The sequence below is a fragment of the Actinomadura sp. 21ATH genome (assembly GCF_041951345.1).
GTDB lineage: Bacteria > Actinomycetota > Actinomycetes > Streptosporangiales > Streptosporangiaceae > Spirillospora.
Genome location: NZ_JBGNUR010000019.1, coordinates 113,067 through 126,238 on the forward strand (window position 1 = coordinate 113,067; position 13,172 = coordinate 126,238).

Consider the following 13,172-nt stretch of genomic DNA (forward strand, 5'->3'; position numbering starts at 1 on the left):
CCCCCACTCTAGGCCCGTGCCGCCCGCACGCGGCCGTTGCCTAGGCTGCGGGCATGCCTAGGATCCTGGTCGGCACCGCCTCCTGGACGGACCGCACGCTCCTCGACTCCGGCTGGTACCCGCCGGAGGCGCGGACCCCCGAGGAGAGGCTGCGCTACTACGCCTCCCGCTTCCCCCTGGTCGAGGTGGACTCCACCTACTACGGCCCGCCCTCCGAGCGGACCGTGGCCGCGTGGCGGGACCGGACGCCGGACGGCTTCACGTTCAACGTCAAGGCGTTCGGGCTGCTCACCGGCCATCCCACCCGGCCGTCCTCGATCTACAAGGACCTGCGCGACCGGCTCCCCGCCAAGAAGAACGTCTACCTCAAGGACGTGCCGGGGGACGTGGCGGACGAGGTGTGGCGGCGGTTCCTCGGCGCCCTGCGGCCGCTGCACGACGCCGGCCGCCTCGGCGTCCTGCTGTTCCAGTTCCCGCAGTGGTTCCCGATCGGCGGCCGCAACCGGGACCACATCCTGCGCGTCAAGGAGCGGTGCGCGCCGATGCGCGTCTGCGTGGAGTTCCGCAACCGCACCTGGATGTCGGAGGAGAACCGGGAGGAGACGCTGGGGTTCCTGGCCGCGCACGACCTGTCGTACGTGGGCGTGGACATGCCGCAGGGGCACCCGTCGTCCGTCCCGCCCGTGCTGGCCGCGACCGCGGACCCGGCGGTGGTGCGCTTCCACGGCCACAGCCCGAGCTGGAACAGCAAGGACGTCCGTGAGCGGTTCGCCTACCTCTACGGCGAGGACGAGCTGCGCGCGTGGGCGGAGCGGATCACCGGCCTGGCCGCCCGGACGGGCACCACGCACGTGCTCTTCAACAACTGCTGCGCCGACCACTCCCAGCGCAACGCGGCCCGGCTGATGGCGATGGTGGACGGCGTCAGGCCGTGACGCCGTCGCGTCCGGCGGCGAAGTGGCAGGCGCTCGGGTGTGCGGAGCCCTCCCGGGGCTCCAGGGCGGGCTCCTCCTCGGCGCACACGTCCCGGGCCTTCCAGCAGCGGGTGCGGAAGCGGCAGCCGGACGGCGGGTCCAGCGGCGAGGGCGGCTCGCCCTCCAGCACGATCTGCCGGTCCAGGCCCGCCAGCTCCGGGTCCGGCACGGGCACCGCCGACAGCAGCGCCTGGGTGTACGGGTGCGTCGGATGCTCGTAGATCCGGGTCTCGTCGCCGGTCTCCACGACCTTGCCGAGGTACATGACGGCGATCCGGTCGGAGATGTGCCGGACGGCGGCCAGGTCGTGCGCGATGAACACGTACGCCAGCCCCAGCTCGTCCTGCAGCTCCTCCAGCAGGTTCATCACCTGCGCCTGGACGGACACGTCGAGGGCGGACACCGGCTCGTCGCACACGATCACCTCGGGCCGCAGCGCGAGGGCGCGGGCGATGCCGACGCGCTGCCGCTGGCCGCCGGAGAACTGGTGCGGGTACCGGCTGTCGTGGTCGGGGTCGAGCCCGACCAGTTCCAGCAGTTCCCGCACGCGGGCGCGCCGCTCCCCCTTGGGCGCGACCTCGGGATGGATGGCGAACGGCTCGCCGACGATGTCGCCGACGGTCATCCGGGGGTTGAGCGAGGAGTACGGGTCCTGGAGCACCATCTGGACGCGGCGGCGCAGCGCCCGCAGCTCGCGGCGCGGCAGCGCGAAGACGTCGCGGCCGTCGAACCGCACGGTTCCCGCGGTGGGGCGCTCGGCCGCCATCAGCAGCCGGGCGAGGGTGGACTTGCCGCACCCGGACTCCCCGACGACGCCGAGCGTCTCGCCGCGGCGCAGTTCCAGGTCGATCCCGTCCACGGCCTTGATCCGGCCGACCTCGCGCTTGAACACCACGCCCTGCGCGACCGGGTAGTGCTTGACCAGCCCCCGCACCTCCAGGATGGGTCCCTCGGCCACCTGTCCGTCAACCACGGTGGACCTCCTCGGCGAAGTGGCAGGCGGCCGCGTGCCCCGGCGCGACCTCGGCCAGCGGCGGCCGCTCGTCGGCGCAGACGGCCTCGGCGCGGGGGCAGCGGGTGCGGAACGGGCAGCCCGACGGCAGCGCGGCCGGGTTGGGCGGCGCCCCTTTGATGGGCACCAGGCGGTCGCCGCTGCGGTCGAGCCGCGGCACGGAGGCGAGCAGGCCCGCGGTGTACGGGTGGGCGGGCCGCGCGTACAGGTCCCTGGCGGCGGCCGTCTCGGCGACCGAGCCGGCGTACATGACCACGGCCCGGTCCGCGACCCCGGCGACCACGCCGAGGTCGTGGGTGATGAGGATCAGCCCCATCCCGGACTCGGCCTGGAGGTCGGCCAGCAGCCGCATGATCTGCGCCTGGACGGTCACGTCGAGCGCGGTGGTGGGCTCGTCGGCGATGAGCACGTCGGGCTCCAGCGCCAGCGCCATCGCGATCATGATGCGCTGGCGCATGCCGCCGGAGAACAGGTGCGGGTGGTCGCCGAGCCGCTGGCGGGCCGACGGGATCCGGACCCGTTCCATCAGCTCGACGGCCTTCGCCCGCGCCTCCTTGCGCCGCATCCCGCGGTGCACCTGGTACATCTCGCTGATCTGGTCGCCGACGGTGTAGACGGGGTTGAGCGCGCTGAGCGCGTCCTGGAAGATCATCGAGATCCGGTCGCCGCGGTACGCGCGGCGGCGCTTCTCCGGCAGGCCGAGCAGCTCCTCGCCGCGCAGCCGCACCGCGCCGCCGGTGATCCGGGCCGGCGGGGTGTCCAGGATGCCCATCACCGCCTGCGCGGCGACGCTCTTGCCCGAGCCCGACTCGCCGAGGATGGCGAGCGTCTCGCCCTCGGCGAGGGTGTACGAGAGCCCGTTCACGGCCCGTATGTCCCGGCCCCGCACGCGGAACGCGACGCTGAGGTCCGCCACTTCGAGCAGCGGAGCGTTCTTCTGTGTCATCACCGGAGTTTCGGGTCGAGGGCGTCGCGGACGGCGTCGCCGAGCATGAGGAAGCTCAGCACGGTCGCCGACAGGAGCACCGCGGGGAACAGCAGCAGGTGCGGGTGGTCGACGAAGTAGGACTGCGCCTGGTTGAGCTGGAGGCCCCAGGAGACCTCGGGGTACTGGAGCCCGACGCCGAGGAAGTCCAGCGTGGCCTCGCCGGAGATCACGTTGCCGACGTTCAGCGTGGCCACCACGATCACCGGGGCGATCGCGTTCGGCAGGATGTGCCGGAACATGATCCGCAGGTCCGAGGCGCCCAGCAGCCGGGCCGCCTGCACGTAGTCGGCGCCGCGCACCGAGATCACCTGGGCGCGCATGATCCGGATCATCGTGGTCCAGCCGAGCAGCACCAGCACCAGCGTCATCGCGCCGACGCCGTGGCCGGGGAAGGCGACGAGGATGACGGTGGCGCCGAGGACGAACGGCAGCCCGAAGAACACGTCGGTGATGCGCGCGACGAGCGTGTCCAGCAGCCCGCCGTAGTAGCCCGCCAGCATCCCGAACACCACCGCGATCAGCGCCGCGAAGAGCGTCACCGCGACGCCGATCAGCAGCGTCGGGCGGGCGCCGTGCACGACGTGCGCGAAGTAGTCGCAGCCGGACAGGTCGGTGCCGAACGGGTGGTCGCCGCCCGGCGGGAGCCGGGTCAGGTTGGGGTCGCAGTTCTCGTTCTTGCCGATGTCCGTGAACAGGCGGGGGAAGGCCGCCATCACCGCGACCAGCGCCAGCACCGCCGCCGCCCACCAGAACACCCAGCGGCGCCGCAGGTCGTGCCAGGCGTCGTGCCACAGCGAGGCCGGGCGCCCGACGGCGAGGTCGCCGCCCGCCTCGGCCACGGCCGCCACCGCCGCGCCGTGCGCGGCGGCCGACCCCCGGTCGGGGACGTCGAGCGGCTCCGGGAGGTCCGCGTCGTCGATCTTCATTCGTACCGGATCCTGGGGTCGAGCACCCCGTAGAGGAGGTCCACGATGAGGTTGACCAGCAGGAAGATCAGCACCAGTACGGTCACCGCGCCGACCACCACCGGCCCCTCCTTGAGCTGGATGGACTGGAACACCTGCTGCCCGATGCCGGGCAGGTTGAAGATCCCCTCGGTGACGATGGCGCCGCCCATCAGCGCGCCGAAGTCGACGCCGAGGTAGGTCACCACGGGGATCAGCGAGTTGCGCAGCGTGTGCCGGCCGACCACCCGCGCCTTGGACAGGCCCTTGGCGCGGGCGGTGCGGACGTAGTCGGCGCGCAGGTTCTCGGCGAGGCTGGTGCGGGTCAGCCGCGCCACGTACGACAGCCCGAGCGACCCCAGCACCATGCCGGGCAGCAGGTAGCTCATCGGCCACCCGTCGTCGGTGCCGGCGGTCGGGAAGATCTGCCACTGCACGCCGAGGACGATCTGCGCGGTGTAGCCGAGCACGAACACCGGGACGGCGATCATCAGCGTGGTGCCGCCGAGCACGAGCGTGTCGGCGAGCTTGCCGCGCCGCAGCCCCGCCCACACGCCGAGCGCGATCCCGACCAGGAGCTCGAAGATCCAGGCGGTGACCGCGAGCTGGATCGTCACGGGCCACCGCCCGGCGAGCATCTCCGAGACCTTCTGGCCGGTGTAGTTCTCCCCGAGGTCGCCCTGGAGCAGCCCCAGCATGTACTTGCCGTACTGGATCAGCAGCGGGTCGTCGAGGTTGTAGCGGTCCCGCAGGGTCTTCGCCACGGACTCGGGGATGGGCTTGTCCCCGGCGAGCGCCTGGATCGGATCGCCCGGCAGGGCGAACACCATCGCGTAGATGAGCAGCGTGGTGCCGATGAAGACGGGGACCGCCTGCAGGAGCCGCCGGAGGACGTAGCGCCACATGGGTGCTTACTTCACCGTCACTTCGTGGACCAGGAGCCCGCCCGCGTACGGGGTGATGGTCACGTTGTCGACCTTGTCGGAGCGGCCGCCCTGGCCCGCCCAGGTCCACAGCGGGATCTGCGGCATCTCGCGGATCGCCAGGTCCTCGGCCTGGTTGTAGAACCTGATGGCCTCCTGCTCGTCCTTGGCCGCGTTGCCCTTGGCGATCAGGGCGTCGAACTCCTTGTTCTCCTTGGTGGTCTCCCACCCCATCTTGTTGCCCTCGCTGCCCCACATGTTCTGCAGGTAGTTCTGGGCGCTGGGGTAGTCGGCCTCCCAGTTCTGCCGGTACGGGCCCTTCTCCTCGCGCCGCGACAGCATGCCGAAGTAGTCGGCGGCCGGGACGGTGCGGAACTGGATGTCGGTGATGCCGAGGTTCTGCTTCAGTGAGTTCGCGACGATCGTCATCCACTGCGCGTAGGTCGGCTGGGCGTTGGAGAAGTACAGCTCCAGCGTCCCCTTGAACCCGCCCGCCTTGTCGAACAGCTTCTTCGCCTCGGCCGGGTCGTAGGTGCACACCTGCCCGCACGCGTTCGGCCGGTGCCCGGCGATGATGGCGGGGAGCAGCGAGTCGGCGACGATGTAGTCGCCGTTGTAGACGGCCTTGTTGATGCCGTTGCGGTCGATCGCCATCGAGATCGCCCGGCGCAGGTCGGCGCTGGCGAAGCGCTTGTCCCACAGCGGGAAGCCCAGGTAGTCGATCGTCCCCATCTTGCGCGGCAGGAACCGGTCGCCCAGCAGCCGCTTGGCCTCGGGGACCTTCGCCGCGGGGATCGTCTGCTGCACGTCGACCCGGCCGGCCCGCAGGTCGGTGTAGATGGTGTCGGCGCTGGCGTAGCTCTTCCAGACCACGCCCTTGTTCTTCGGCTTGCGGGGGCCGGTGTAACCGCCGAACGGCACCAGCTTGATCTGCTTGTTGCGCTCCCACTTGCCGCTGATCCTGTACGGCCCGTTCCCGATCGGCGCGTCCTCGTACGCCTTGAGGTCCTTGTAGGCCGCCTTCGGCATGGGAGCGAACGCCGGGTAGGTCAGCAGCTGCGGGAACTGGTTGAACGGCTCGTTCAGCGTCACCTCGAGCGTCGTGTCGTCGACGACCTTGAGGCCGGAGAGCTTGTCGGTCTCCGGCTTGGCCTTCTCGTCCTCGGGGTTGAGCTCGTCGTACCCCTTGATGTGCGAGAAGTAGTCGTTGGCCTCGTAGGCGTTGGGCCCGTACGCGGCGTTGCTCCAGGCGTCGGCGAAGCTGGCGGCGGTGACCGGCTCGTCGTTGTGGAACTTCTGGCCGGGCCGGATCTTCACCGTCCAGACCTTCTGGTCGTCGGACTTCACCGACTCGGCGGCCAGCGGGACGGGCTTGCCGTCCTTGCTCAGCCCCATCAGGTTCTCGAACAGGCCGCTCAGGACGTCGAACGAGTAGCTGCTGGTGGTGTTGCCGGGCACCAGGTGGTCGGGCTCGCTGTGCCCGACGGTGAACGTCCCGTCGGCCGATCCGCCGCCACCGCCGCAGGCCGTCACCCCGACCGACGCCGCGAGCGCCAGCGCGGACAGCGCCGCGGCGCTCCGGCGCGCACCCCTCTGGATGGTCATGGTCCTCCTCCAGGTCGGCTCAGGCCGACTCGGCCGGGCGCCGGGCGAGGCGTCCCGGCGCGTTGCACGCAGCGTTGTACCGTTGGCGGCGTTTGGGTACGCCGACTGGCGATTCTTCATCGGATCGAGACCATCCCGCAATGATCATGGCCGTCGTGCCTGGTCAGGACATACTGGTAATTGCAAGAATCCTTCAATAATCAATTGACGGACGGGAAAAGACCGTTGACCGAACCGCAATTGCTCGACCGCGGCCCGGCCGCGGCCGGCGAGGTGGCGGAACTGTGCGCCGACCTCATCCGTTTCGCGACCGTCAACCGCGGCGAGGGCGACGCCGACCCCGAGCGCCCCGCCGCCGAGTACGTCGCGACCCTGCTCTCCGACGCCGGCGCCGAGCCCGTCATCGTGGAGCCGGCGCCCGGCCGGGCCAGCGTGCTGGTCCGGATCGCGGGCACCGACCCGTCCCATCCGGCGTTCCTCGTGCACGGGCACCTCGACGTCGTCCCGGCCGACCCCGCCGACTGGTCCGTGCACCCGTTCTCCGGCGAGGTCCGGGACGGCTGCGTGTGGGGCCGCGGCGCCGTCGACATGAAGGGCAGCCTCGCCATGACGCTCGCCGTCGTCCGGCAGCGGCTGCGCGAGGGCCGCCGCACGCGCGGCGACCTCGTCCTGGCGTTCCTGGCCGACGAGGAGTGCACCGGCGACCACGGCTCCCGGTACGTGGCGCGCGAGCACCGCGACCTGTTCACCGGCTGCACGGAGGCGATCAGCGAGTCCGGGGGCTTCAGCGTCGCCGCCGGCCCGGACCGCCGGATCTACCCGATCGCGACCGGCGAGCGCGGCACGATGTGGATGCGGCTCACCGCGCGCGGCACCGCCGGCCACGGCTCCAAGCCCGCCCCCGACAACGCGGTCGCCGAGCTGGCCCACGCCGTGTCCCGGATCGCCGCGTACGAGTGGCCGGTCCGGCTCACGCCGGGCGTCCGCGCCCTCCTGGACGGCCTCGCCGCCGCCCTCGGCACCACCATCGACCACGACCGGCTGGACGAGGAGGCGCGGCGGCTGGGCGCGCCCGGCCGGCTGTTCGAGTCCACGATCCGCAACTCCGCCAACCCGACCCGCCTCGACGCCGGCTACAAGGTCAACGTGGTCCCCGGCGCCGCGCACGCCCAGGTGGACGGGCGCTACCTGCCCGGCACCGGCGAGGAGTTCCTGGCGACGATCGACCGGCTGCTCGGCCCGAAGGTCACCCGGGAGTTCATCAACCGCGAGGAGGCCCCCGCCGCCGACCCGGCCGGCCCGACGTTCGCCGCCCTCGCCGGCGCCCTGCTCGCCGAGGACCCGGGCGCGCGGCCCGTCCCGTACGTGATGGGCGGCGGGACCGACGCCAAGTCGTTCGACGCCATCGGCATCACCGGCTACGGCTTCGCGCCGCTCATGCTGACCCCGGACCTGGACTACTTCGGCATGTTCCACGGCGTCGACGAGCGCGTCCCGGTCGAGGGGCTGCGCTTCGGCACCCGCGTCCTCGACCGCTTCCTCGACACCCGCTGACGCGCCGCACCGGGTCCCGGCGCCGCCTACTCCGCGAGGGCGGTCCGGCCCGACCAGGCGAAGACCGGGAGCCGGCCCTCGGGGGTGTCGTGGTGCCGCGGCGTGGCCCTGAAGTGCTCGTACCCGCCGCGGAACGGCAGCTTGACCTCGACACCGGGCGGCGTGATCCCCACGATCCGCACGGGCAGGTCCGCCGGTCCGCCTTCGAGGAAGGCCATCAGCCGAGTGTCCATGCGGGGATCGTCACACAGCGGGGAGGGCCGTCCTATGTCCCCGAAGGCGTGTCCGCCGTACCCCGCAGGCCGAGCAGCGAGAGCAGCTCCTCGAACACGCCGTCCACCCGCCGGTGCGCGGGCGCGCCGAGCAGTTCCTCGATCGGCTCCGCGGCGACCGTGCGGTGCGCGTCGGCGGCCCACTCGACCAGGTGCCGCGCGGTCTCCGCGGCGGGCAGCGGCCCGCCGCCCGACAGCAGGACCTTCCAGTAGCCGCTCGCCCCGCTGAAGCCCTCCACGGCGGCCGGGCCGCCGTCCAGCCCGGAGGCCAGCAGCGCGGGCGCGTGCGTCGCGGCGGCGATGTCCACCAGGAGGGACACGCTGTCGGCGATGCCGGCGGCCCCGTCCAGCTCGCAGACCTGCCAGCCGTCGCCCCGCGGGAGGGTGCCGGTCACCGCCGGCAGGAGCTGCCGTAAGACGAACAGCTCCGGCAACGGCCTCTCGTTACGGGCCACAACGCGGTAACCACCGATTGCCTGCGACATGCCCTAACGACCTCCCTGTCGTACTTCTCATGACAGCGTCCAAGGAGGTTGAAATGTCACACGCCGGCTCTCCTGCTCCAGGCGTCCGCCATGTCCGCGACCGCCGCATGTGGCCCGATGCGCGCGAGGCACCCGGCGATCGGCGGGTTCGGCGGCGCCGCCCGCGGGCCCTGGCGGTCAGCGGCCGGGAAGCAGGCTCGGCGCCGCGCTCTCGTGGAGTTCGAGGACGGCCTCCGCGGCCCGGCCGGCGCCGTCGGCGGCGAGGTACAGGTCGCGGACGCGGGCGGCCGCCTCCCGGAAGGCACCGCCGGCGAGCATCTCCTCCGCCCGGGCCGTGAGATCGGCGACGGCGCCGGGAGCGAGGGCGCGGGCGGCGCCCAGCCTCTCGGCCATGGCGGCGTTCAGCGCCTGCTCGGGCTGGAGCGGGACGGCGATCAGCGGGGTGCCGGCGGCCAGGGCCGTCTGGACACTGCCCTGGCCCCCCGTGGTCACCGCCAGGGCGGCGCGCGGCATGATCTCGTGGCTGGGCAGGACCCCGCCTGCGAGCACCCGGGCCGATTCCAGGTCGGCGAGGTCGTGCACGGTCGCCGCGACCAGGACGCGCAGGCCGTCCACGGCCAGCAGCGCCTCCACGACCGCGCGCACGAGGCCGGGGCCGCTGCTGGTCAGCGCGACGTAGGCGACGGGCCCCGGCGCGTCCAGGAAGGCGCGGACCCCGGCCGGGACGGGCAGGGCGAGCCGGGCGAAGAGCGGGCCGGTGTAGCGCAGCCGCGCGCCCGGCCGGTACCGGCGGTCGCCGCCGGGCGACCACGCCTCCATGACCTCCGCCGGGACGCCCGCCACCTCGGGGTGTTCGGGCACGAGCGTCAGGTCTCCCATCAGCAGCGCGGCCAGGCTCGGGACCCCCTCCACGCCCAGCGCGCCGGCGACCCGGTCGAAGCCGTCGCAGTGGATGCGGAGGCCGGCCGGGTGGTCGCCCGTGACGGGCGGGACGAAGATGCCCGCGTGCTCGGTGACGAGCCGTACCCACGCCAGCCGCGACGACAGTAACGCCGTCAGCGTGAACCCGGTGACGGCGACCCGCACCCCGTGCGCCCGGAAGTACTCGGCCTCGGCCAGGACGTGGGCCCGCATCTCCTCGTCGGAGTACATCGACTGGTCGGCGGCGCCGATGCCGACGCCGTCCCGGACGAACCGGGCGCATCGCGCGGCGTCCATGCGCGGCGGGACGAGGTCGTACGGGACGTCGATGAGGTCCTCGTACGTGCCGCCATGGGTGGCGAGCCGCACGGGCGCCCCGCGCGCGGCCAGGGCTCGGTGGATCTCCAGCATGCGGGAGGTCTCGGACAGGTACGCGACGTTGGGCAGCAGTGCGATCATATTAGGTAATATATTGCGCATGTCTCGTGAACAGAAGACCCGGGACGCCGTCGAGGCGTTCCAGGCCGTACTCGGCCTCGCCCTCCGGCTCCGCAACCAGATGGACGAGCGGCTCCGCCCGGACGGCCTCACCACCCAGCAGGCCGCGCTCCTGACGGCGGTGGAGCGCCTCGACGGGCCCTCGCTCAGCCAGGCCGCCGCGTACCTGGGGTCCTCGCACCAGAACGTCGCGCAGCTCGTCGCCTCGCTCGAACGCAAGGGGATGCTCGCCACCCACCCGGACCCGGCCGACCGCCGGCGCCGCGTCCTGCGCGCCACCGCGGCCAACGCCGACTACTGGCGCGCCCGCGACCCCGCCGACCACGCCGCGGTCGCGGACTGGTTCTCGGTCCTGTCCGACGACGAGCTCGGCACCTTCCGCGCCCTCACCGTCCGCCTCCTGCGAGCCCAGTACGACCGCGCCAAGCCCCATACTCCAGATCATGGAACCGCCCATGCAGCAGACCCGACTTGACACCGGCCGCGTCCATGCGGCCCGGCGGGTCATCGATCCCGTCTTCCTCGGCAGCCCGCTCTACCGGTGCGAGGCGCTGGAGCCCGTCCTCGGGTGCGCGGTGAGCGTCAAGCTGGAGACGGCGAACCCGGTCCGCAGCTTCAAGGGCCGCGCCACCGAGCTCATCGCGGACGGGCTCGCCGGCGGCGGCTCGCGGGCCGCGGTGTGCGCCAGCGCGGGCAACCTCGGCCAGGCCCTCGCCTGGTCCGGCCGCGGCCGGGGACTCGACGTCACCGTCGTCGCGTCCCGCTCCGCGCCCGCCGCCAAGCTCGACCGCATCCGCGCGCTCGGCGCCCGCCTGGAACTGGTGGACGGCGACTTCGACACGGCCCGCGAGCGGGCGGCGGACATCGCGCGCCACGACGGCGTCCGGCTGGTCGAGGACAGCCTGGACATCGAGACCTGCGAGGGCGCCGCGACGATCGGCCTTGAACTGGCGGAGGCCGCGCCGCCGTTCGACGCCGTCCTGGTCGCTCTCGGCGGCGGGGCGATGGCCACCGGGGTGGGCCATGTGCTGAAGGACCTGGCGCCCGGCGTCGAGGTGATCTGCGTCCAGCCGCTGGGCGCGCCCGCGATGACCCTGTCCTGGCGCGAACGCCGGGTCGTCACCACCGGCTCGACCGACACCATCGCCGACGGCGTCGCCGGCCGCCTTCCCATCCCGGCCGTCCTGGACGACCTCCTGCTGGTCGCCGACGACGCCGTCCTGGTCCGGGAGGCGTCGATCGTCGCCGGGATGCGGCTGCTGTTCGAGCACGCGGGCCTCGTCGTCGAGCCGTCCGCCGCCCTCGGCGTCGCGGCCCTCCTCGAAGACCCCGCCCGCTTCGCCGGCCGGCACGTCGTCACCATCGTCTGCGGCGGCAACGTCGACCCGGCCGCCTACCGCGACTGGATCGGCGCATGACGGAACTCGACAGGCTATTGGCACTCGTCCCCCGCCCGCGGATCCCGTGGACGCCGACGCCGACTGGACGCGGGTGGAGGACGCGCTCGGGCTGCGCCTTCCCCGCGAGTTCACCGAGATCGCCCGGCGGTACGGGCGCGGCACGTTCTGCGACGAGTTCACCTGCCGCACCCCGGAGGAGATGGCCGGCGAGACTCCCGGCCGCCTGGAGGATCTGCGGCTGATGCTCCAGGACGAGGGCGAGGACTGCCCGCACCCCGTTCACCCCGAGCCCGGCGGGCTGCTGCTGTGGGCGTCGGACTCGGTCGGCGGAGCGCTGTGCTGGCTGACCGAGCCCGCCGACTCCCCCGAGCAGTGGAAGACCGTCTACTGGACGCGCGATGACGGGTTCGAATACCCCGAAGGCGGCGTGGCCGCCGTACTGGCCGGGCTCCTCGAAGACCTGACGCCGAGGATGGGAGAGAACGGCGCGGACGTCGACGGCCCCTGGTTCGACCCGTACCGCAGGCACGTCCACGTCTATCTGCAACTGGCGGAGGCGCCCGGTGCGCCGCCGTACGACGAGCGGCTCCGCATCCTGCGCCGGAGCCTGGCACCGACCAGCGCCCGCGGCGGCTTCCAGGGCGCGACCGGCGGCCGGCAGGACCATTTCGCCGCGGCCGGCGGCCGGTGGACGTTGACCTACGAGACGGCCTACGGGCACCAGATCCGCGTCGCCTACCCGCCCGGGGCGGACGAGCGCGTGCGCGACGCGCTGCTCCCCGCGATCGACGCCATGGGCTGCCGCGTCAAGGGCGTCCTCCCGGTACACGGCACCGCCCACTGGCCCGACCCGGAGTAGAACACCTGCCCGGCACGGCGAGCGCTAGCCGGGCCCCAGGACCTCGTCGTCCGCGTGCGCGCCGAACTCGGCGACGCGCACCTCCGCGATCTGCTCGTACCGGCGGATCCGGTCGGTCCACTCCGCGTCGACGCCGAACGCCACCTGCGCGAAGCCCACCCCCCTGACGGCCTCGGCCAGGCCCGGGTCGCCGGGGGCCAGCAGCCGCACCGGCGCGTCGAGCGCCACGGTGTGCGGCGGCACGAAGTACTCGTCCGGCACGACGGTGCCCGCATGGACGAGCGCGCCGACGGCGACGACCGATCCGGCCCCCAGCCGTGCGCGCTGCAGGACCGTCGCCGCGGTCGCCACATAGACGCACCTGCCGACCTCGGAGCCCAGCAGCGTGGCATGCGGCCCCACGAAGACGTGGTCGCCGACGAGCACCGGCTGATCGCCGGCGGCCGCGGACCCGCGCAGCACCGCGTTCTCGCAGATCACCGCCGCCTCGCCGACCTCGATCCGCGACCCCTCGGCATCGAGCACCGCGCCGTACATCACCCGCGCCCTCGGCCCCACGCGGACGTCACCGACGAGCGTGGCCGTCGGGGCGACATAGGCGCTGGGATGAACCTGCGGTTCACGCCCGCGGTGCCGGATGCGGATTCCCTGCACTTCAGCGCTCACGAGCGGATTCTCACCCGAGCGACCGCGAGCATGCTGGCGGTTTTCCGACGTCGCGTTCGCCGGGACAGCCC

14 protein-coding genes are annotated in these 13,172 nt (G+C 72.9%); 5 read left to right on the forward strand and 9 right to left on the reverse strand.

The window, feature by feature from the left end; translation table 11 throughout:
- Positions 1-53 precede the first annotated feature (53 nt).
- Positions 54-935, forward strand: coding sequence for a DUF72 domain-containing protein (locus ACA361_RS35775; protein WP_375019521.1), 882 nt, complete (start codon positions 54-56; stop codon positions 933-935).
- Here the strand turns inward: ACA361_RS35775 and ACA361_RS35780 are convergent.
- The 5 genes from ACA361_RS35780 to ACA361_RS35800 are packed head-to-tail and all read right to left on the reverse strand — an operon-like array spanning position 925 to position 6,446.
- Positions 925-1,947: an ABC transporter ATP-binding protein gene (locus ACA361_RS35780; protein WP_375019522.1), complete on the reverse strand. Its 1,023-nt coding sequence runs from the start codon at positions 1,945-1,947 to the stop codon at positions 925-927. The two genes, ACA361_RS35775 and ACA361_RS35780, sit on opposite strands and share 11 nt — an antisense overlap.
- Positions 1,940-2,932, reverse strand: coding sequence for an ABC transporter ATP-binding protein (locus tag ACA361_RS35785; RefSeq protein ID WP_375019523.1), 993 nt, complete (start codon positions 2,930-2,932; stop codon positions 1,940-1,942). The genes ACA361_RS35780 and ACA361_RS35785 overlap by 8 nt, the downstream gene beginning before the upstream one ends.
- Positions 2,932-3,900 carry an ABC transporter permease gene (locus ACA361_RS35790; protein ID WP_375019524.1) on the reverse strand — a complete coding sequence of 323 codons (969 nt, stop codon included), beginning with the start codon at positions 3,898-3,900 and terminating at the stop codon, positions 2,932-2,934. The genes ACA361_RS35785 and ACA361_RS35790 overlap by 1 nt, the downstream gene beginning before the upstream one ends.
- Positions 3,897-4,823, reverse strand: coding sequence for an ABC transporter permease (locus tag ACA361_RS35795; protein ID WP_375019525.1), 927 nt, complete (start codon positions 4,821-4,823; stop codon positions 3,897-3,899). Before ACA361_RS35795 ends, ACA361_RS35790 begins: the two co-directional genes overlap by 4 nt.
- A gap of 6 nt (positions 4,824-4,829) precedes the next feature.
- Entirely contained in the window at positions 4,830-6,446 is a 1,617-nt protein-coding gene (locus tag ACA361_RS35800) for an ABC transporter substrate-binding protein (RefSeq protein WP_375019526.1), read from the reverse strand.
- Positions 6,447-6,671: 225 nt separating this feature from the next.
- Between ACA361_RS35800 and ACA361_RS35805 the strand changes: the two genes are divergently transcribed.
- On the forward strand, positions 6,672-8,000 hold the full coding sequence (locus tag ACA361_RS35805; protein ID WP_375019527.1) for a M20/M25/M40 family metallo-hydrolase: 1,329 nt from the start codon (positions 6,672-6,674) through the stop codon (positions 7,998-8,000).
- A gap of 26 nt (positions 8,001-8,026) precedes the next feature.
- Here ACA361_RS35805 and ACA361_RS35810 read toward each other — a convergent pair whose 3' ends face one another.
- From ACA361_RS35810 to ACA361_RS35820, 3 genes are all read right to left on the reverse strand, one after another.
- Complete coding sequence (locus tag ACA361_RS35810; RefSeq protein WP_375019528.1) at positions 8,027-8,233, reverse strand: DUF5988 family protein; 207 nt, start codon at positions 8,231-8,233, stop codon at positions 8,027-8,029.
- A 32-nt stretch (positions 8,234-8,265) separates the two neighbouring features.
- A complete protein-coding gene (locus ACA361_RS35815; protein WP_375019529.1) occupies positions 8,266-8,706 on the reverse strand; it encodes a hypothetical protein in 441 nt (146 codons plus the stop codon).
- 228 nt (positions 8,707-8,934) lie between these two features.
- Positions 8,935-10,137, reverse strand: a complete 1,203-nt coding sequence (locus ACA361_RS35820) for a glycosyltransferase (protein WP_375019530.1) — start codon at positions 10,135-10,137, stop codon at positions 8,935-8,937.
- 19 nt (positions 10,138-10,156) lie between these two features.
- Here ACA361_RS35820 and ACA361_RS35825 point away from each other — a divergent pair, with 19 nt between their 5' ends.
- Genes ACA361_RS35825 through ACA361_RS35835 form a run of 3 tightly spaced genes read left to right on the forward strand, consistent with a single transcriptional unit; the run spans position 10,157 to position 12,435 of the window.
- On the forward strand, positions 10,157-10,651 hold the full coding sequence (locus ACA361_RS35825; protein ID WP_375019531.1) for a MarR family winged helix-turn-helix transcriptional regulator: 495 nt from the start codon (positions 10,157-10,159) through the stop codon (positions 10,649-10,651).
- A complete protein-coding gene (locus tag ACA361_RS35830; protein WP_375019532.1) occupies positions 10,620-11,594 on the forward strand; it encodes a threonine/serine dehydratase in 975 nt (324 codons plus the stop codon). The genes ACA361_RS35825 and ACA361_RS35830 overlap by 32 nt, the downstream gene beginning before the upstream one ends.
- 46 nt (positions 11,595-11,640) lie before the next feature.
- A complete protein-coding gene (locus tag ACA361_RS35835) occupies positions 11,641-12,435 on the forward strand; it encodes an SMI1/KNR4 family protein (RefSeq protein WP_375019533.1) in 795 nt (264 codons plus the stop codon).
- A 24-nt stretch (positions 12,436-12,459) separates the two neighbouring features.
- Here ACA361_RS35835 and ACA361_RS35840 read toward each other — a convergent pair whose 3' ends face one another.
- On the reverse strand, positions 12,460-13,101 hold the full coding sequence (locus tag ACA361_RS35840; RefSeq protein WP_375019534.1) for a gamma carbonic anhydrase family protein: 642 nt from the start codon (positions 13,099-13,101) through the stop codon (positions 12,460-12,462).
- Between the last annotated feature and the right edge of the window lie 71 nt (positions 13,102-13,172).

What these genes read in the sequence shown, in the direction of transcription:
- ACA361_RS35810 (WP_375019528.1), bottom strand. Translation starts at nt 8,233, where the DNA reads ATGGACACTCGGCTGATGGCCTTCCTCGAAGGCGGACCGGCGGACCTG.
- ACA361_RS35800 (WP_375019526.1), bottom strand. Translation starts at nt 6,446, where the DNA reads ATGACCATCCAGAGGGGTGCGCGCCGGAGCGCCGCGGCGCTGTCCGCG.
- ACA361_RS35830 (WP_375019532.1), top strand. Translation starts at nt 10,620, where the DNA reads ATGGAACCGCCCATGCAGCAGACCCGACTTGACACCGGCCGCGTCCAT.
- ACA361_RS35795 (WP_375019525.1), bottom strand. Translation starts at nt 4,823, where the DNA reads ATGTGGCGCTACGTCCTCCGGCGGCTCCTGCAGGCGGTCCCCGTCTTC.
- ACA361_RS35785 (WP_375019523.1), bottom strand. Translation starts at nt 2,932, where the DNA reads ATGACACAGAAGAACGCTCCGCTGCTCGAAGTGGCGGACCTCAGCGTC.
- ACA361_RS35790 (WP_375019524.1), bottom strand. Translation starts at nt 3,900, where the DNA reads ATGAAGATCGACGACGCGGACCTCCCGGAGCCGCTCGACGTCCCCGAC.
- ACA361_RS35825 (WP_375019531.1), top strand. Translation starts at nt 10,157, where the DNA reads ATGTCTCGTGAACAGAAGACCCGGGACGCCGTCGAGGCGTTCCAGGCC.
- ACA361_RS35775 (WP_375019521.1), top strand. Translation starts at nt 54, where the DNA reads ATGCCTAGGATCCTGGTCGGCACCGCCTCCTGGACGGACCGCACGCTC.
- ACA361_RS35820 (WP_375019530.1), bottom strand. Translation starts at nt 10,137, where the DNA reads ATGATCGCACTGCTGCCCAACGTCGCGTACCTGTCCGAGACCTCCCGC.